Here is an 18,900-nt window from a genome sequence, read left to right as displayed (position 1 = left end):
GCTTCCCTTTTTGCGTGTAAGCGCGTATCATAATGGCAAGACGGTTAGAAAACGATTAGTCTATAAGGGGAAGATGATATTATGATGAGTGCGGGGCTCGGTCTCAAGGGCCATTATCAGACGCGTCAGGTGGCGCACCCGGCCAGCAGCGAGCAGCGGCGGTTCAATGCGACGTTGCACGCGCGGGCCTTTGACCGCGTGGCCCAATCGGTGGGCGGCGGCAAGGTGGCACTTGGGGCTTTGGCACTTGCCGTGGTGCTCATGGGCGCTCTAAGCGCGACGCTTTAACGTTCGCGGAATGCAGAAACACGAAGACCCACCCAGCTGAAGACAGCCGGATGGGTCATTTTAGCGTGGGCTTAGTCATCCGCGGCGGACACGACGATGCGGCCTTCGTGGGGGCTTGGCAGCAGGTCGTGCGCCGCGGCAAAGCCGGCTGCGGTGAACGGGAAGAGCGTCCCAATCGGCAGTTTAAGCAGGCCGTCTGCAAACAACGGTACCAGTTCAGTGAGGATGGTGTGGTCGTTGGGCACTGCCAGCGGGTGAATGTGCGTGAACTGCACCGGCTTGTCGCTGTATGGCTCGCGGTGAGCAACGCTGATGATTTGGCCGCCGGGCCGGACCATTGCGACATCGTCCTGGCCGTTGATGCCGTTCAAGGCCACGTTGAAGACAATGTCCGCCCGGCCGTCCAGCGCCGCCACGTGGTTTTCCGTGTCGTAGGCAAAAAATTCATCCGCGCCGGCCGTTAGAACCTGGTTGCGGTGATTGCCCGACGCCACGCCGATGACATGCACGTCTCGCGCTTTGGCGAGCTGCACGACCAGCAGGCCCACGCCACCGCTGGCGCCTTTGATGACCACGGTGTGGCCCGGCTGGAGCCTGGTGAAAACGGCCACGGCGCGGTAAGCAGTGATGCCCGGCGTGATCATCCCGGCGGCCTGCTCGAAGCTCAGCGCCCGAGGGAGCACCACGACGTCTCGGGCCGGGGCCCGCACCTGCGTTGCATCGCCGTGGGTGGTGCGCACCAGCACGCGCTCGCCGATCGTGATGTCGGCCACACTGCGGCCCAGCGCCGTGACGGTGCCGGCAACGTCGCTGCCGAGCACGTTGAAGTCCCCGGGAACGGCGCCGCGGCGGGCCATGCGCTCGCGGTTGTTCAGCCCGACCGCCTGAACGTCAATGATCACCTCATCGGCGGCCGGGGTGAGGTCGGGCAGGGTGCGCGCCGAAAGGACGGTCGCGCCGTGCTTGAGTTCAAAGCCAAAAGCTTGCATGAAGATCAGCCTCCCTTTTTCAGATGGCTTCAGTTTAGGGCCTGTTCCTGGCCGCGCCAAGCAATACGACTCGATAAAAAGCGCTGATTCGGTCAGATTAGCACACCTTGATTAGTTTGCTAGCGTGTGGCTAATGTCCATGAGTTCGGTTAGGCAGCGCCTTGCTTCGGACTGGTCCGCATATTCCACAGCCCAGACATAGGCGTCTTGAGCCAGGTACACGAGGTGGTAGAACTGTCGGCGGCGTATAGCTGCAGGGTCGGTGCTGAGTGGTTTACCGTATCCGGAGAAGAAACTAGTCCGCGCCAGCCAGTCTGAAGGAAAGTCAAACTCTGGATCGCCAAAGAGTGCGCGGTCGGCATCGATGACTGCCGCCAGTTGCTGATCGTCCTCTGACACCAAGATGTTTGGCTCCCATAAATCTGCATGGACCAGCGCCGGCTTGGTGATGTTCTTGAAGAGTGGGGTCGCCTCATCAAATCTGGCAAATAGCTGCTGCGCGTCTGATTGGTCCAGCAGCGCATGACCGACCAGGAGCTTCAACGCCGTGCGCATGGTCATCTGGATAAAGGTGTTCCATTCGGTGAAGCCGCGGCCAGCAGCAGTATCGCTGAGCCGCCCGAAGCAGGGTGCGGTGATGGCGTGCATTCGTTTCATGTAGGCCCCAAACTGTCGGTAAAGGGCATCCCTGGCATTGGGTGCGACGTCCGGTGAGTTCAATGGTTTGCCGGGGATGTATCTGGTGAGCAGGTAGCTACGGCGTATGCAGGAACTCTCATCTGCTTGCGCCACCACTTCCGGGCACGGCAAATGGACCTGCTGCAGTAGAGCGTAAGCGGCGACGGCGCCTGGCATCAGGTGCCGCTCGTAAGGAATCAGGAGGTCGCGGTTCACAGGCCCTGCGGTTAGCATATAGCGCTGACCGTCAGCCAACGTGAGCGTGTATGAGGTGTTGAACAAACCGCCACTGGCCAGGCGGCTTTGAAACTGTCCTGCGCGCGGAAAATGTTGGGTCACGACCGTGTTGAGCTAGGCATTGGTGAGTGGTTGAAACAGGCGAGAAGTCATGAGCGGACCTCCAGTTGATGGTGTGAGTGAACGGAGCCAGAGCCTCTATGCAGCATCTTCGTGACTGGTTCCGTAATTTGATCAGTTTGACTGGCCCCATCGTACCAAATTTTGGCCGCATTTAGCGGTGCGCCATAGAAAAAGCCGTGTCGCTTCTCACATCAGGAGAGAGCGACACGGTTTCAGATGTTTTTCAACCAGGGAACGAGATCATCGCGATCTTTGGTCAGGCGTTCTCTTTGGCTTTTGGCCGCCAGAAGCCGAGGATCAGGGACGCAATGGCGGTGCCGACCAATAGCGACACGATAAAGCCAAGTTTCTGGTTGGTCAGGGCCAACGCGACGATGCCGCCGTGGGGCGCCGGGACGTTGACGTGAAACAGCTGGGTCAGTCCGCCGGCAATGGCGGAGCCGATGACGCTGCTGCCGATGACGTGGACCGGGTCGGTTGCGGCAAACGGGATGGCGCCTTCAGTGATGAAGGTCAGGCCCAGCACGTAGTTCGACATGGCGGAGGAGTGCTCGGTATTGGTGAACTTGCTCGGGAAGAAGGTCGCGGCGATCGCAATGGCCAGCGGCGGGATCATCCCACCGATCATGACGGCGGCCATCCAGCGGCCGTCCTTGAAGCCGGAAGCCTGGTAAACGCCAATGGCAAAGGTGTAAGCGGCTTTGTTGAAGGGGCCGCCCATGTCGATGCTCATCATGGCGGCAAGAATGGTTCCGACGAGGATGGCATTGCCGGTACCCATGCCTTCAAGCCAGTTGATCAAGGCCCCGTTGAGGAAGGCGAAGATCGGGTTGACGACGAAGAACATAATCAGGCCGATCAGCGCCAGCCCAATGACCGGGTAGAACAGGATGGTCTTCAGGCCGTCCAGGGAGTGCGGCATGCCGGCAAAGAGCTTCTTCAGGCCGACAATCATCCAGCCGGCGATGAAGCCGGCTGCTAAACCGCCGATGAAGCCGGCCGCGTTCTGCGCGTGAACGACAGAAGCGGCGGCGATCGTGGCCATGTAACCACCGACAAACCCTGGCATCAACGCCGGGCGGTCACCGATCGACACCGCGATGTAGGCGGCCAGGACCGGGACCAGGAAGGAAAATGCGTAGTTGCCGAGGTTGTTGGTGAAGGTGAACCACTGGGACTTGGCACCGAACGCATTTTCAAAAATGAAGGACACGGCCATGATGATCCCGCCACCAACGACAAACGGCAGCATGTTGGAAACGCCATTCATGAGATCGGCGTAGATGCGGCTCCAGAGGGTCTTCTTTTCGTCGCCGTCATCGGCCGCAGCCGCTTCCGTGTGGCCGCCGGCTGCGTGGAAGACCGGCCCTTTTTCGTCCAGGGTGTCCTGAATCAGTTCATCGGGTTTCTTGATGCCGTCGATGACAGGGCGGTTGATCAGGTGCTTGCCGTCAAACCGCGGCATGTCGACTTTCTTGTCGGCGGCAATGATGACCCCGACCGCGGCGTCGATGTCGGCGGCGGTCAGCTTGTGCTTGACGCCTTCAGAGCCGTTGGTTTCGACCTTGATGTCGACGCCCATTTTTTCGGCCTGCTCCTTGAGGGCGGCTTCGGCCATGTACGTGTGGGCGATGCCGGTTGGGCAGGCGGTGACAGCCACGACAAACGGCTTTTTGCCGGCGGCCGGAGCGGCACTTGCGGCTGCCGCGGCAGCTTGGCGCTCGGCGTCCTGCTTGGCCGCCTTAGCCTCATCGGCCTTGTCTTTGGCGTCCTTGGCTTCCTGCGCGTCACCGAACAGTTGCAGGACCTCGTCCGGGGTCTGCGCCTTTTTCAAGGCCGCGACCAGGTCGGGGTTAATCAGCAGGGATGACAGGGCAGCCAGCGCCTGCAGGTGCGTGTTGTTGGCCCCTTCGGGAGCGGCGATCATGAAGAACAGGTGGACCGGCTGGCCGTCTAAGGCGTGGTACTCGATACCGGCCTCACTCTTGGCAAACAGGACAGTGGCGCGCTTGACGGCCTTATCCTTGGCGTGCGGCATTGCGATTCCGTCGCCGATGCCGGTGGTGGACTCGGCCTCGCGCTTAAGGATGTCTTCCTTATACAACTGGTCGTCATCGATAATGCCTTCCGCCTTGTACTTGGCGACCATTTCGTCGATCGCGCCGCGCTGATCGGTGGCCTTTAGGTCCATGATCATGACGTTTTTGAGTAATAAGTCACGAATATCCATGATTACACTTCCTCCATTGTGATAGTGCGATAAACTTCGTCGATCTTCGCGCGGTCGGCTAGGTCCTTAGAATAGGTGGTCGCGCTGCCGCACGCGATGCCGACCTTGAAGGCCTCAAGCGGGTCCTCAGTCTCAGCCAGCGTGCCGGTAAAGCCTGCCAGCATTGAGTCACCGGCGCCCACCGAGTTGACCACCTGGCCAGGCGCGGCACTGCCGTGGTAGGCCTTGTCGGCTTCCACTAGCAGCGCACCTTTGCCGGCCATGGAAACCAGCACGTGCTGCGCGCCCAGTTTTAAGAGCTTGCGGCCGGCTGCGACCACCTGGCTCAAGTCGGTGTATTCGGCATCGCCGAACAGCGCAGCCAGTTCGTGGTGATTTGGCTTGACCACCAGGGGATGTTCCTCCAGGGTGTCCAGCAGAGCTTGCCCCGTGGTGTCGATCACAAACTCGGCCTTCGCGCCGTGAATCAGTGGAATCAGGTCGCGATAGAAGCTTTCTGGCAAGCCGTTTGGCAAACTGCCGGCCATAACGACCACGTCGCCGGGCTGCAAGCGCTGCTGCAGGTTGGCCTTGAAGGCGGCGATTTCTTCCTCGCTGATGGTCGGGCCCGCTGCGTTCAGTTCGGTTTCACTTTCCGCGCGCAGCTTCACGTTGATGCGGGTCGGTTCTGTGACCTTCGTGAAGGCGCAGGGCAGGCCGAGCTGCTGCAGGCTTTCTTCAATGAAGCGGCCGGTGAAGCCGCCCATAAAGCCCAGCGCGGTACTGCCTTGGCCCAGCGCCTTGAGAATGCGCGAGACGTTGATGCCCTTGCCGCCGGGCAGGGTGAGCGCCGAATCGAGCCGGTTGACCAGTCCGAGCTGCAGATGCTCAAGCGTGACCACGTAGTCGATTGACGGGTTTAGGGTAACGGAATAAATCAATTGGTAACCTCCTTGATTGTGGGTTGATCTTCGTAGTACTGTGCGAGCTGACCAAGTGCCGTGGTGAGGATTGTCGCATCGGCTAAATCGCCGAACTTGGCGAAGCTGACCTGCCCGAACTTGCTGGGGTCGGCCAGCACCACGGTTTGGGTGGCGCGTTCAATGGCCACGCGCTTGATCGCCGCTTCCTCTTCATCAGGGGTGGTGAGCCCGTACTTCAGGTGGACGCCGTTGGTGCCCAGAAACGCCAGGTCGAAGTGGCAAGCCGCCATCGCGTGGGCGGTGGTGGCGCCGATCAGTGCCTTCGTTGCTGGCTTCACGGTGCCGGGCAGCATGCGCGTGGCGACCTGATAGTCGGCCAGCTGGCTGGCGTTGTCGACTCCAGTGGTGACCACCGTGATGTCCTTGCCGACCAACAGGGGAATCATTTGCCCCGTGCTGGTGCCGGCATCCAGAAAAATGGTGGCGTGGTTTGGAATCATGGCTGCGGCCGCCTTGGCGATCCGCTGCTTTTCGATCAGGTCCCGTGTGGCTTTTTCCCGGACGCTGGGTTCAACGGCCGCGTCGGCCAGGCGTTCCGCGCCCCCGTGAATGCGGCGCAGGGCGCCTTGCTCCTCCAGGTCCTGGAGGTCGCGGCGAATGGTTGACTCCGAAGCAGTCAGTGCCTGCATGAGGTCCTTGGCTTTGACCACGCCTTGCTGACGCAGGGCGGCTTTGATGTAGCGATGACGTTCTTCTGTAAGCACTTTCCTCACCTCTCGAAGTCATTATACGCTGGCAGCATTCAAAATCAATACATAACGTTCAAAAACCGTCATAAAGTTTGACTTAACCGTTCACAATACGTCATCTCAAAAATTGTTCCCACAAATTAGGCGTAATCACTTTCATTGGTGTAGGCCAATATGCTAACCTAGAGAAAGAAAAGGGGGATCATACTCATGGGAAAATTAGGCGTCTCCGTTTATCCGGAGCGTTCCACTTATGAAAAAGACGCAGCCTACCTGGATCTGGCTGCTAAGTACGGCTTCAAGCGCGTGTTCACCTCGCTGCTGGAAATCAAAGGCGATGCGGACACTGTCGTTGCCAGCTTTAAAAAGGTGATCGACCACGCCAACAGCCTGGGCATGGAGGTCATGGTCGACATGAACCCGGCGCTGTTCGAGCAGCTGGGTGTCACTTATGACAACCAGAAGTTCTTCAAGGACCTCGGCGCCTGGGGCGTGCGGCTGGACCTCGGCTTCACCGGGGCCGAAGAGGCGCGCATGACGCGCAACCCGTATGGCCTGAAGATTGAAGTCAACATGTCCTCGGGCACGCACTACATCGACAACATCATGTCGTACTCGCCGAACCGCGAGAACCTGCTGGGCTCGCACAACTTCTACCCGCACCAGTTCTCCGGCCTCGGTCAGGCCTTCTTCGATCAGGCCACCGCGATGTACACCAAGTACAACCTGAACACTGCCGCCTTCATTACCTCGCAGGCCGCGACCTTTGGCCCGTGGCCGACGCAGGACGGGCTGTGCACGCTGGAGGACCACCGGCACCTGCCGATCGAAACCCAGGTCAAGCATTACGTGCTGCTGGACACCATTAACGATGTCATCATCGGCAACGCCTATGCCAGCGAGGCGGAGCTCAAGGCCGCCCATGATGCCTGGTTTGCCGAGTACCCAGTCCTCAAGGTCGTGCCAGATGCCGATATTTCGGACTTGGAAGCCGAGCTGCTGTTCAAAAATGACCACAGTTACCGCGGCGACCGCTCCGAGTACCTGCTGCGGAGCACCCAGACCCGCGTGACGTATAAGGACCGCGACTTTCCGCCGCACCACACGGAACCGATCAAACGCGGTGACGTGCTGATCGACAATGAGAAATTCGGCCAGTACAAGGGCGAGACCCAAATTGCGTTGCGTGACATGCCAAACGACGGCCGCGTCAACGTGGTCGGCCACCTGGCCCCGGATGAGCTGTTCCTGCTCGGCTACCTCAAGCCTTGGAGCGGGTTCCGCATGGCGCGGGCCTAACTCAAACCAGATCCCGTCTTCCATTTGGCGGGATCTGTTTTAATATAGGGGAAAAGAGGTGAGCACGATGGCAGAGATTCGGCACGAGATCATTCAGCTGACGCCGCATTTTCCGTTTCGCGACTATGTCCGCACGTCAAGCACCATGCGCGACGTGGCGCCGCACTGGCATCAGGGGCTGGAGATCAACTGCCTGATCGCCGGTGGCAGCCTGACGGTCGTCCAAGACGGGGTGACGTCGGTGTTTCAGCCCGGCAGTCTGTGGGCCATCGATCCGCGCGTAGTGCACAGCTCAACGGCGGAGCAGCGCGACGACTGGTGCGAGTACGGGTTTCAAATCGATCCCAACTTTTTGACGCAGCTGCTGCCGGATTCGGTCAACTGGCACTTCACGCTGCACGGCCGGCCGGCAGGGGGAACCGCCGCCAAGGCCTACGACGCGCTGTGGTCTTCGATGATGGCCATGTACCGGGAGAAGGCAAGCGAAGGCGATGACGTGAGCCGGCTGCGCACCCTCAGCGCGTTTTACCGGGTCCTGGCGCTGCTTGCCGAGCACTTCAAGGCGCCGCTGCAGACGCCGGCGGTGCGGGTCAATCCGCCACTGGTGGACCGCGCGATGAGTCTCATCGATCAGGACTTTGCGGAGCCCCTGACTCCTTCGAGTTTGGCCAAGCAGCTGCACGTGTCAGCCACCACGCTCAACGCCCAGTTCCAGGCCAGCCTGAAGATGTCCGTGACGCGTTACCTGCGCCAGGTGCGGCTGATGAAGGCGCGCGAGCTGCTATTGACGTCCAATAAGCCGATCGATTATGTCGCCACGGCGGTCGGGTTTGCCAATCAGCGGGCCTTGGCGCGTAATTTTAAGGGCTGGAAGGGTATGACGCCCAGCGCTTACCGCAAGGCGTATAAACGATTCCATAAAAATGACCGGGTTTACTTTTGAAAATGTCCGTTCTTTTTTTATGACTGATGTTATCCTGTACTTGTCAGTCAAGACAGGTTGGCACTTCGGACGGGGTCAACCCAATCATTGCTACTATGTGAGAAATCGGCTTTCCCCTGAGCCGATTTCTTTTTGTGTCCAAGCGGACCTGACGCGGGACCGGTAATCTAGTATAATTGCCAGTGATATTGGTTTGCACCAACGGGCGAAAACCCGTATGCTTGACACTTAGACTTACTAATAAGGAGGAGCTCATGTTTGTCGATCAAGTGACAGTAGAAGTTGAGGCCGGCAAAGGCGGCGACGGGATGGTGGCATTTCGCCACGAAAAGTTCGTGCCCTTTGGTGGGCCGGCCGGCGGCGATGGCGGCCACGGCGGCAGCATTGTGCTCTACGTGGACCCAGGGTTGCGCACGCTGATGGATTTTCGCTACCAGCGGCATTTTCACGCGAAGGCCGGCGGCAACGGCCTGGGCAAGCAGATGTACGGGCGCAAGGCGGAGGACATTCGTCTGGCCGTTCCGGCGGGCACCACGGTTTACGATGCCGACACACACCAAGTGATCGGCGATTTGACGAAGCCGGGCCAGGAGCTGACTGTCGCGCGTGGCGGCCGCGGCGGCCGGGGCAACGTGCATTTTGTCTCGCCGAAAAACACGGCACCGGAAATTGCCGAAAATGGCGAGCCGGGCCAGCACCGCTTCGTCACTCTGGAACTCAAGGTGCTGGCGGATGTTGGGCTGGTGGGCTTTCCGTCCGTCGGTAAGTCGACCCTGCTGTCCGTGGTGACTTCGGCCAAGCCGAAGATCGCGGCTTACCAGTTCACGACGCTGACCCCGAACCTGGGGATGGTGCAGCTGGACGACGGGTCCGACTTTGTCATGGCGGATCTGCCGGGGCTGATCGAAGGGGCCTCGAACGGCGTGGGCCTGGGCTTTCAGTTCCTGCGCCACGTTGAGCGCACGCGGGTGATCCTGCACCTGGTCGAAATGGATCCAGAAAACGGCCGCGAGCCGCTGGATGATTACCACCAAATCAGAAAAGAGTTTGGTACTTACGACGATAATATTTTGAAGCGCCCACAGCTGGTCGTGGCGACCAAACTCGACATGCCAGGGGCCAAGGAACGGTTTGCCGACTTTAAGGCCGCGCTGATCAAGGAAGGGGTGCCGGCGGATCACATTTACGCGATCTCCAGCATCACCCACACCGGCGTCACCCAGCTGATGCAGGACACCGCCAAGGCGCTGAAGGCCGCACCGGTCTTTGAACCGAAGGCCACGGCGGAGCAGGCGCTGGCGCACGAAAAGCCGACCGAGGCTGAAGTGTCCGTCTCGCGCGATGATGACGGCACCTTCATTCTCAGCGGGACGAAGGTCGAGCGGCTGTTCAAAATGGCCAACCTCGAACACGACGACGGCGCGCTGCGCTTTGCGCGGCAGCTGCGCGGCATCGGGGTCGACGATGCACTGCGCGAAGCCGGGGCCAAAACCGGCGACACGGTCGCCATTGACGACTTTACGTTTGAATTTGTTGAATAATTAGGCAGGACAAGTAAGGCGGGATAGCATGGAGTCAGCCCAGCCAAAACGGCGTTACATCGGCGGCTTTGACGGGTTGCGGACCATTGGGGTGATCGGGGTCATTCTCTATCACCTGCGGCCCGACCTGTTTCAGGGCGGATATTTAGGGGTATTACTTTTCTTCGTGATCTCAGGATACCTGATCACGGATGGGTTTGTGCGGCAGTACGACCGCGAAGGCGGGAAGCTGAAGCTCGGCCAATTTTTCGGCAAACGGATCCGGCGGCTGTACCCGGCACTGGTGACCGTGCTGCTGGGGGCCAGTGCGTACATTGGGCTGTTTGCGCGCGACTTGTTGGTGAATCTGCACAAAATTGTCATCAGCAACTTGGCGCTGGTTTACAACTGGTGGCAGATCGCCAACGGGCAGTCGTACTTCGAGCGGTTCGCGCATAACGAGTCGCCGTTCGTTCACCTGTGGACACTGTCCATCGAGGGCCAGTACTACATCATCTGGCCGTTTATCTTTCTTTTGCTCATGAAGCTGCTAAAAACCAACGGCAAGCGGTTTGCGGCGACCATGGGCTTGGCGCTGGCCAGCGGGCTCTGGATGCTGGTGCTTTACCGCATGACCATGCTGGGCGGCGGCGATCCCAGCCGGCTGTATTACGGCACGGACACGCGCATTTTCGCCCTGCTGATGGGCAGCGCGTTGGCATTTGTCTGGCCGAGTCAAAAGCTTGCCCCCGATTTGCCGCTGCCCAGCCGCGTGCTGCTGGACGGGGTCGGCACCGTTGCGGCCGTGGCGATGGTCGCCAGTTTGTTGAACCTGTCCGACCAAAGCAGCGCCTTGTACGAAGGCGGCATGGTTGGTTTTTCCCTGCTAGCCATGGCACTGGTGGCCGTGATCGCCAGCCCCGCCACCTTGTGGGGCAAGCTGCTTTCCAACCCGGTCTTCCACTGGATCGGTACGCGCAGCTACGGGATTTACATCTACCAGTTCCCGGTCATGATCTTTTTTGAAAATGCGTTCCGGAACGTTGCCGATCACCCCGTGCTTTACCCGGTGATCGAGGTCGCCATTATTCTGGTGATCAGCGAGCTGTCGTACCGCTTCATCGAGCAGCCCGCCGCGCATGTCACCAAGCCACAGCTGCAGGCGTTCTGGCAGCGGCTGCGGCACGGCGGCACCGGGGGCCGCTTTTGCCCGGATTGGGGTGACGCTGGCTGCGATGATTGCAGTGCTTGGCGTCGCCGGGGTCGCCCAGGCGCCGTTTGCCAAGGAGGCGGAAAGCGCCGAGGAAGTGCACCTGAAAGCCAACCAGGAAACGGCGGCCCAGAAAAAGGCCGCGCTGGAAAAGACCAAGAAGGCGCTGCGGGCCCAGAAAAAGGCCCAGTCCTCGAGCAAATCGAGCAGTCAAAGCAGCAGTGCCGCTTCGGCCTCTGCCAGCAGCAAGTACGCGCATCCGGTCAACCAGGACTTTGAGGCGTACGGCATCTCGCAGGGTGAGCTGCAGCAGGCGCAGACGACGCTGGTTTCGGCCATTGGGGATTCGGTCCTGCTGGACGCCAAGCCGACCTTGCAGCAGCTGATGCCCAAGGCCTTCATCGACGGCAAAGTCGCGCGGCAAATGGGCGACTCGGTCGCGTTGGTCAAGTCCTACGCGGACCAAGGGGCGCTTGCGGACAACGTCGTGATCGAGCTGGGCACCAACGGGCCGTTTACCACGGCGCAAATGGACGCGATGATGCAGGCCATCGGGCCGAACCGGCACGTCTTCTGGGTCAACGCCCAGGTGCCGACGCGGCCGTGGCAGAACTCGGTCAACCAGATGCTGCAGGCCGGCACTAAGCGGTTCCGCAACTTGACCGTCATCGACTGGCACGGGTATGCCAACGGGCACCCCGACTGGTTCTACGACGATCAGGTGCACCCGAACCCGACCGGCAACAAGTATTACGCGGCGTACATCACGAAAAACGTCGTCGCACACGCAAAGCAATGATGGGGTCGAGCGCTGCTTGGCCCTGTTTTTGCGGCGTCGGCGGTTGTGATAAAATAAGGCGAACGTGACCTATAGTTAGGATGAAAAATCAATGGAACTCTTATTTCTTGGCACCGGCGCCGGCTCGCCTTCTAAGGCGCGTAACGTCTCCAGCACAGCGTTGAAGCTGCTGGATGAGCGCAACGAGGTCTGGCTGTTTGACTGCGGCGAAGGCACCCAGCACCAGATCCTGCAAACCAGTATTCGCCCGCGCAAGGTGGCTAAAATCTTCATCACCCACCTGCACGGCGATCACATTTACGGCCTGCCTGGTTTTTTGACCAGCCGCGCCAACCAAGGCGGCGAGACCCCGCTGACCATTTACGGGCCGGAGGGCATTGAGCGCTTTGTGAAAACCAGCCTGGCCGTGACCGGCACCCACCTGCCGTACAAGTTGAACTTTGTGCTGTTGAAAACGCCTGGCGTGATCCTCGACGACGCGACCTTCCGCGTGACCTTTGCGCCGCTGAACCACCGCATCGCGTGCTTCGGCTTCCGCGTGGAGGAGAAGCCGCACGAAGGCGAGTTGATGATCGCCAAGGTCCAGCAGGCCAAGATCCCAGCTGGACCGGTGTACGCCAAGCTTAAGGCCGGCGAAACCGTCACCCTGCCAGACGGCCGCACGTTTGACGGCCACGATTTCATCGGCGACGCGCAGCCCGGCCGGACGGTGGCCATTTTTGGCGACACCCGGCAGGCGGACAGCGAGCTGGGCCTGGCCAAGGACGCCGACGCCATTGTGCACGAGGCGACGTTTGGACCCGATGAGGCCAAGCTGGCGCACCAGTACTACCATTCCACCAACCTGCAGGCGGCCAAGCTGGCCGTTGACGCGCACGCTAAGCGCCTGCTGTTGACACACATCTCGGCGCGGTACGTGGGCAAGGGAGCATCGCTGCTGCAAAAAAGTGCGCAGCGGATCTTCCCCAACACCCAGGTGGTGCGTGATTTTGAAGACGTGGTGATCCCATTCACCAAAGGAGGCAATCATGAGTAGACTTGATGGCGAAACGGTCGTGGTGACCGGCGGCTCCAGCGGCTTGGGCCGAGCAGTGGGCTTGGAGGCGGCCAAGCAAGGCGCGACCGTTGTGTTCCTGGCGCGCCGCAAGGACCGGCTGATTGAAGCCCAGGCCGAAGCCACCGCCCTGTCCGGCCAGCCGGCCTACGCGTTTGTGTGCGACGTCGCCGACCCGGTGGCGATCGAGGCCGTGGTGGCCCGCATCAGCCGCGACGTCGGCCCGGTCGACGTGCTGGTCAACGCGGCAGGCTTTGGCAATTTTGAAAACGCGGTCGACACCCCGATGGCTTTGGTCGAGAAAATGTTTCGGACCAATGTGCTCGGCTTGATGTACATGACGCAGCTGATCGGCCGCCAGATGATCGACGCGCGCCGCGGCCACATCATCAACATCGCCTCCATGGCCGGCAAAATGGCCACGCCAAAATCCGCAGTCTACTCCGCCACCAAGTACGCGGTGGTCGGCTTTTCCAACGGGCTGCGGCTGGAGCTCAAGCCGTTTGGGGTGCGGGTCACCACGGTCAATCCAGGGCCCATCAACACGGACTTCTTCACTGTGGCCCACGCCAATGACTACCTGGCGCGCGTGAACTTCATCGTGCTGGATCCGGATAAGCTGGCGGCGCGCATTGTGCGCAGCTTCCACCGGCCCGTGCGGGAGATCAACGCGCCGGCAGTCATGACGGCGGCTGCCAAGTTCTATGACCTGTTCCCGCACGTCGGTGACTTTTTGGCCGGCGGGTTGTTCAATCAGAAGTAGCGGAGGCTGCTATGAAAAATCAGCAACGCTTGATCGTCGGCCTGGTGCTGACGTTGGTTTTGATCGTGTTTGCCTTGCTTAACGGGCAAGGGGTGGCCGTCAATTTCTTCGGCGCTCAGTTCACCTGGCCGCTGATTGTCGTGATCGTCGTGTCAGTGCTGATCGGCGCCTTGATCACCGCGCTGGTTTCGACCGCCAGCATGAGCCAGAATAAAAAAGCCTTGAAGGCGGCCCAAAAAGCGGCCGAGGACGCGCAGGCGGACGCCGCCAAGAACCTGCAGGACGCCACTGCCAAGCTGGAAGGGCAGGTCGCGGACCTGCAAAAGCAGCTGGCGGAAGCCCAAGGGCAATCTAAGGGCGACGAGCAGAAGTAAAGTCAAAAAAAGAGGTTGCGCGAAGCAAATGATTTCGCGCAACCTCTTTTTTTAGTTTTGGGCCGGTTTGAAGGCCATGGTTGCCTGGACGGCCTGGCGCCAGCCGGCGTACAGCTGGTCGGCGCGCGCCGGCGCCATCTGCGGGGTGAATCTCGTCCCAATTTTGGCGATGTGCTGAAGGGCATCCGTATCGGGCCAGAACCCGACGGCCAAACCGGCGAGAAAGGCCGCGCCGAGACCGGTGGTTTCAAGGTTGGCCGCGCGCTCCAGCGGCGTTTGCAGCAGATCCGCCTGGAACTGCATCAGGTAGTCGTTGTTGGCTGCGCCGCCGTCGACCCGCAGCGTTTTCAGCGTGATGCCGGTGTCCTGCGCCATGGTTTCAACCACGTCGCGGGTCTGGTAGGCGAGCGACTGCAGGGTCGCCTTGATGAAGTCGTTGCGGGTGGTCCCGCGCGTCAGCCCGAACACGGCCCCCCGGGCGTCCGGGTCCCAGTAGGGGGCGCCGAGGCCGGTGAAGGCCGGCACCACGTAGACCTCGCTTTGGCTGGTGGAGGCGCGGGCGGCGGTTTCGGATTCCGGCGCCGTGCGCACCAAGCCCATCGCGTCGCGCAGCCACTGGATCGCGCTGCCGGCGACAAACACCGAGCCTTCAAGCGCGTAGGTGACCGAACCGTTCAGCCCGTAGCCGATGGTCGTCAGCAGGTTATGGGCGGACATTTTCGGCGTCTTACCGGTGTTCATCACAATGAAGGAGCCGGTGCCGTAGGTGTTTTTGACCATGCCTGGGCGCAGCGCCAGCTGACCGAACAGCGCGGCCTGCTGGTCGCCGGCCATGCCGGCGATCGGGACCCGACTGCCGTAAAAGTGAAACGGCGCGGTTTCGCCGTAAACTTCGGAATTGCTGCGGACCTCGGGCAACAACGCTTTGGGGATGTGCAGCAGGTTCAGGATCTCGTCGTCCCACTGCAGTTGGTGGATGTTGAACATCATCGTGCGGCTGGCGTTGGTGTAGTCGGTGACGTGGATCGCGCCGCCGGACAGCTTCCAGGCCAGCCAGGTGTCGATGGTGCCAAACAGCAGCTCACCGCGCTCGGCGCGAGCCTGGGCGCCAGGCACCGCGTCCAGCAGCCAGCGGACCTTGGTCGCGGAAAAGTAGGGGTCGATCAGCAGCCCGGTTTTCTCGTGAATGGTGTCCCCATAGCCCCCTTGCCGCAGTTTTTCTGCCAGCGCCGTGGTTTGCCGCGACTGCCAGACAATGGCGTTGTGGATCGGCAGCCCGGTTTGCTTGTCCCAGATCACGCTGGTTTCGCGCTGGTTGGTGATACCGATGCCGGCGATCTGCCGCGGCTGGATGCCGCTTTTGGAAAAGGCGTCGGCGATCGTGGTCAGCACTGCGTTCCAGATCTCGTTGGCGTTGTGCTCGACCCAGCCGGGCTTGGGGAAGTACTGCGGAAACTCCTGTTGCGCATCGGCGATGATCTGCCCTGCGTGATCAATGATGAGGGCGCGGGTCGAGGTCGTGCCTTCGTCCAGCGCCATGATGTACTGTTTGTCCATGTCTGCCATGCTCCTTGTCAGTCTGATAGAATAAGTGTAAGCGCTTCGGCCGGGATTGAAAAGGCCGGCCTCGGCCCTAAGCCCGATTTTGGGCTTGGAAGCGATTTATTTTTAATTTGACCTGTTTTGACCAATGGCAATTTGTTAAACTATAGGCGTAGTGATAATCATCACGAACACACGCCGTCTGGTTAAGCCGGACCGGCGAAGGAGGGGATTTTTTTGAATCCTGATAGTTTTACGCAAGCAGTCACGGAAGCCGTTGCCGCCGCGCAGCAAATCGCGCAGGTGCGGCACCATCAAGAAATCGATATTCCCGAGGTCATTAAAAGCATGGTCCAAAAGGGCGACCTCGGCGCCCAGCTGTTTCAAGATGCCGGCATTAATCTAAACGGCCTGAACGCCGCCATTGATCAGGCCATCGACCAGGAGTCTGTGGTCGAAGGGGCCAGCAGCTACGGCCAGAACATGAGTCAGAACCTGTACCAGCTGTTCCAGGACGCGGATAAGGTCAAGACTTCCTTAGGCGACGAGTTCATCGCCACCGAGGACGTCCTGCTGGCCCTGTTCGATCAGCCGTACAACGTCATCACCAAGTACCTGACGGACAACGGCCTGACGGAAAAGAAGTTCCGCAAGGTCGTCGACAAGGCCCGCGGCGGGCAGAAGGTCACCTCGAAGACGGCCGAAAACACCTACAAGGCGCTGGAAAAGTACGGCACCGACCTGGTCAAAGAGGCGCGCTCCGGCAAGATGGACCCAATCATCGGCCGCGATGAAGAGATCCGCAACGTGATCCGCATCCTGTCGCGCAAGACTAAGAACAACCCGGTCCTGATCGGCGAACCCGGCGTCGGCAAAACGGCGATCGTCGAGGGCTTGGCCCAGCGCATCGTGCGCAACGACGTGCCAGATAACCTGAAGAACAAGACCATCATTTCGCTGGACATGGGCAGCCTGCTGGCCGGGGCCAAGTACCGCGGCGACTTTGAGGAACGCCTGAAGTCCGTTTTGAACGAGGTCAAGAAGAGCGAAGGCCAGATTCTGCTGTTCATCGACGAGATCCACACCATCGTCGGCGCCGGCAAGACGGAAGGTTCGATGGACGCCGGCAACCTGCTCAAGCCGATGCTGGCCCGCGGCGAGCTGCACCTGATCGGCGCGACCACGTTGGACGAGTACCGCGAGAACATTGAAAAGGACAAGGCCCTGGAGCGGCGGTTCCAGCGCGTGCTGATCCAAGAGCCCTCAGTTGAGGACACCATTTCCATTCTGCGCGGGCTGAAGGAGCGTTTCGAGATTTTCCACGGTGTGCGCATTCACGACTCCGCTTTGGTGGCCGCGGCGACGCTGTCGAACCGTTACATCACCGACCGCTACCTGCCTGACAAGGCCATCGACCTGATCGACGAGGCTAGTGCCGAGATCAACGTCGAAATGAATTCGCGGCCGACCTCGCTGGACGTGGCTGAACGCAAGCAAATGCAGCTGGAGATTGAGGAGCAGGCCCTGAAGAAGGAAACCGATCCCGCCAGCGAAAAGCGCCTGAAGCAGGCCGAACAGGAACTGGCCAACACCAAGGAGCAAACCGCCAAGCTTAAGGCGCAGTGGGACGCCGAGAAGAAGGACATCAACCAGCTGAACGAGAAGAAGGAAGCCATCGATAAGGCCAAGCACGAGCTGGAAGACGCGCAAAGCCGCTACGACTTGGAAACCGCCGCACGCTTGCAGCACGGCACCATCCCGCAGCTGGAGAAGGAACTGAAGGACCTTGAAGCCACTGACCGGCCGGATTCTTGGCTGGTTGAAGAATCCGTCACCGAAAAAGAAATCGCCGCGGTGATTTCGCGGCAAACCGGGATCCCCGTGGCCAAGCTGGTCGAAGGCGACCGGCAGAAGCTGTTGCACCTGCCTGAGAACCTGCACAAGCGGGTGATCGGCCAAGACGAGGCGGTCGACGCCGTGTCCGATGCCGTGCTGCGGTCACGCGCCGGCCTGCAGGACCCGTCGCGGCCGCTGGGCAGCTTCCTGTTCCTGGGCCCCACCGGGGTCGGGAAGACCGAGTTGGCCAAGTCGCTGGCGGACAACCTGTTTGATTCTGAAAAGCATATGGTCCGCATCGACATGTCCGAGTACATGGACAAGATTTCCGTGTCGCGGCTGGTCGGCGCGGCGCCGGGCTACGTCGGCTACGAGGAAGGCGGCCAGCTGACCGAGGCGGTGCGGCGCAATCCGTACACCATCGTGCTGCTGGATGAAATCGAAAAGGCCCACCCAGACGTGTTCAACATTTTGCTGCAGGTGCTGGACGATGGGCGTCTGACTGACAGCCAGGGCCGCACCGTCGACTTCAAGAACACCATCATCATCATGACGTCCAACCTGGGCTCCGAAGCGCTGCTGGACGGCGTGGAGGATGACGGCAAGATCACGCAAGACGCGAAGGATCAGGTCATGGCGCAGGTCCGCAGCCACTTCAAGCCGGAGTTCTTGAACCGAATCGACGACATTATCATGTTCAACCCGCTGCGGCTGGCAGACGTGGAAAAAATCGCGGTCAAAGATCTGAAGCAGCTCGGCGGTCGTCTGGCGGACCAGAACATTACGCTCGACGTAACGCCGGCCGCGCAGGAGTGGCTGGCCAACAAGGGTTACGAGCCGGCTTACGGCGCACGGCCGCTGCAGCGCCTGATCACCACGGCGGTCGAGACACCGCTGGCCAAGCAGCTGATCGCCGGTGACATCGTGCCGGAATCCACGGTGACGATCGGCGTGAAGGACGGGGCGCTCGACTTTACCAGCAAGGAAAACACGCCGGCCCCGGCGGAAGCGTAAATTTTACCTGTAAAGGTCTTGCCTTGACGCGTATATTTTAGTATGATTAGTCATGCTGTGATAGCAACAGGCTATCAATGCCGCTTGGCCTTGCAATTTTGGCCGGGTCCGGTATAGTAGTAAAGAAATCTAAAACAAAAGGGGTTTTCCGCTCATGGCAGTTCCAGCACGCAGGACTTCAAAAACCAAAAAGCGTATGCGCCGCGGTCACATTAAGTTGAATGTGCCGAACTTGCAGTTCGACGCAGCGACCGGCGAATACCGTGTCTCTCATCACGTTTCACCTAAGGGCTTCTACAAGGGCGCTCAGGTGCTCAAAAAGGATACCAACGCTAAGGCGTAATGGACCT

General features: G+C 60.2%; 15 protein-coding genes and 1 pseudogene. 10 read left to right on the top strand and 6 right to left on the bottom strand.

From position 1 onward, the window contains the following. Positions 1 to 81: 81 nt before the first annotated feature. The gene (locus FC75_RS10990; RefSeq protein WP_054663160.1) at positions 82 to 288 is read left to right on the top strand and encodes a hypothetical protein; all 207 of its coding nucleotides are present in this window, start codon (positions 82 to 84) and stop codon (positions 286 to 288) included. 71 nt (positions 289 to 359) lie between these two features. Here the strand turns inward: FC75_RS10990 and FC75_RS10985 are convergent, their stop codons facing one another. From FC75_RS10985 to FC75_RS10965, 5 genes are all read right to left on the bottom strand, one after another. Next, positions 360 to 1,277 carry an NADP-dependent oxidoreductase gene (locus FC75_RS10985; RefSeq protein ID WP_056989907.1) on the bottom strand — a complete coding sequence of 306 codons (918 nt, stop codon included), beginning with the start codon at positions 1,275 to 1,277 and terminating at the stop codon, positions 360 to 362. Positions 1,278 to 1,388: 111 nt separating this feature from the next. Next, the gene (locus FC75_RS10980; protein WP_082397878.1) at positions 1,389 to 2,294 is read right to left on the bottom strand and encodes a phosphotransferase family protein; all 906 of its coding nucleotides are present in this window, start codon (positions 2,292 to 2,294) and stop codon (positions 1,389 to 1,391) included. 277 nt (positions 2,295 to 2,571) lie between these two features. Continuing rightward, positions 2,572 to 4,545: a PTS fructose transporter subunit IIABC gene (locus FC75_RS10975; RefSeq protein WP_056989906.1), complete on the bottom strand. Its 1,974-nt coding sequence runs from the start codon at positions 4,543 to 4,545 to the stop codon at positions 2,572 to 2,574. Positions 4,546 to 4,547: 2 nt separating this feature from the next. After that, complete coding sequence (pfkB, locus tag FC75_RS10970; protein WP_056989905.1) at positions 4,548 to 5,465, bottom strand: 1-phosphofructokinase; 918 nt, start codon at positions 5,463 to 5,465, stop codon at positions 4,548 to 4,550. Next, complete coding sequence (locus FC75_RS10965) at positions 5,462 to 6,211, bottom strand: DeoR/GlpR family DNA-binding transcription regulator (protein ID WP_054665884.1); 750 nt, start codon at positions 6,209 to 6,211, stop codon at positions 5,462 to 5,464. Before FC75_RS10965 ends, pfkB begins: the two co-directional genes overlap by 4 nt. Before the next feature lie 195 nt (positions 6,212 to 6,406). Here FC75_RS10965 and FC75_RS10960 point away from each other — a divergent pair, with 195 nt between their 5' ends. The 7 genes and pseudogenes from FC75_RS10960 (at position 6,407) to FC75_RS13155 (ending at position 14,158) form a co-directional block, all read left to right on the top strand. Further along, a complete protein-coding gene (locus FC75_RS10960) occupies positions 6,407 to 7,495 on the top strand; it encodes a DUF871 domain-containing protein (RefSeq protein ID WP_056989904.1) in 1,089 nt (362 codons plus the stop codon). Positions 7,496 to 7,562: 67 nt separating this feature from the next. Further along, complete coding sequence (locus FC75_RS10955) at positions 7,563 to 8,438, top strand: AraC family transcriptional regulator (protein ID WP_054665887.1); 876 nt, start codon at positions 7,563 to 7,565, stop codon at positions 8,436 to 8,438. Between the two features lie 254 nt (positions 8,439 to 8,692). After that, on the top strand, positions 8,693 to 9,979 hold the full coding sequence (gene obgE / locus FC75_RS10950; protein WP_056989903.1) for a GTPase ObgE: 1,287 nt from the start codon (positions 8,693 to 8,695) through the stop codon (positions 9,977 to 9,979). Between the two features lie 28 nt (positions 9,980 to 10,007). After that, positions 10,008 to 11,967 (top strand): annotated as a pseudogene (locus FC75_RS10945) (acyltransferase family protein). Positions 11,968 to 12,058: 91 nt separating this feature from the next. Further along, positions 12,059 to 13,003: a ribonuclease Z gene (gene rnz, locus FC75_RS10940; protein ID WP_056989902.1), complete on the top strand. Its 945-nt coding sequence runs from the start codon at positions 12,059 to 12,061 to the stop codon at positions 13,001 to 13,003. Then, the gene (locus FC75_RS10935) at positions 12,996 to 13,784 is read left to right on the top strand and encodes an SDR family NAD(P)-dependent oxidoreductase (protein ID WP_056989901.1); all 789 of its coding nucleotides are present in this window, start codon (positions 12,996 to 12,998) and stop codon (positions 13,782 to 13,784) included. The genes rnz and FC75_RS10935 overlap by 8 nt, the downstream gene beginning before the upstream one ends. An 11-nt stretch (positions 13,785 to 13,795) precedes the next feature. Then, positions 13,796 to 14,158: a lipopolysaccharide assembly protein LapA domain-containing protein gene (locus tag FC75_RS13155; protein WP_056989900.1), complete on the top strand. Its 363-nt coding sequence runs from the start codon at positions 13,796 to 13,798 to the stop codon at positions 14,156 to 14,158. Between the two features lie 51 nt (positions 14,159 to 14,209). Here the strand turns inward: FC75_RS13155 and glpK are convergent, their stop codons facing one another. Continuing rightward, on the bottom strand, positions 14,210 to 15,715 hold the full coding sequence (gene glpK / locus FC75_RS10925; protein ID WP_056989899.1) for a glycerol kinase GlpK: 1,506 nt from the start codon (positions 15,713 to 15,715) through the stop codon (positions 14,210 to 14,212). 222 nt (positions 15,716 to 15,937) lie between these two features. Between glpK and clpB the strand changes: the two genes are divergently transcribed. Then, the gene (clpB, locus tag FC75_RS10920; RefSeq protein WP_056989898.1) at positions 15,938 to 18,550 is read left to right on the top strand and encodes an ATP-dependent chaperone ClpB; all 2,613 of its coding nucleotides are present in this window, start codon (positions 15,938 to 15,940) and stop codon (positions 18,548 to 18,550) included. Positions 18,551 to 18,704: 154 nt separating this feature from the next. Beyond that, positions 18,705 to 18,893, top strand: a complete 189-nt coding sequence (rpmF, locus tag FC75_RS10915; RefSeq protein ID WP_054661766.1) for a 50S ribosomal protein L32 — start codon at positions 18,705 to 18,707, stop codon at positions 18,891 to 18,893. The last annotated feature ends 7 nt before the right edge of the window (positions 18,894 to 18,900 follow it).

Origin of the sequence: Lacticaseibacillus camelliae DSM 22697 = JCM 13995 (genome assembly GCF_001436615.1) — a bacterium.
GTDB classification, from domain to species: domain Bacteria; phylum Bacillota; class Bacilli; order Lactobacillales; family Lactobacillaceae; genus Lacticaseibacillus; species Lacticaseibacillus camelliae.
The sequence above is the reverse complement of the archived record's forward strand: the minus strand, read 5'-3'. Positions and strand labels throughout refer to the sequence as shown.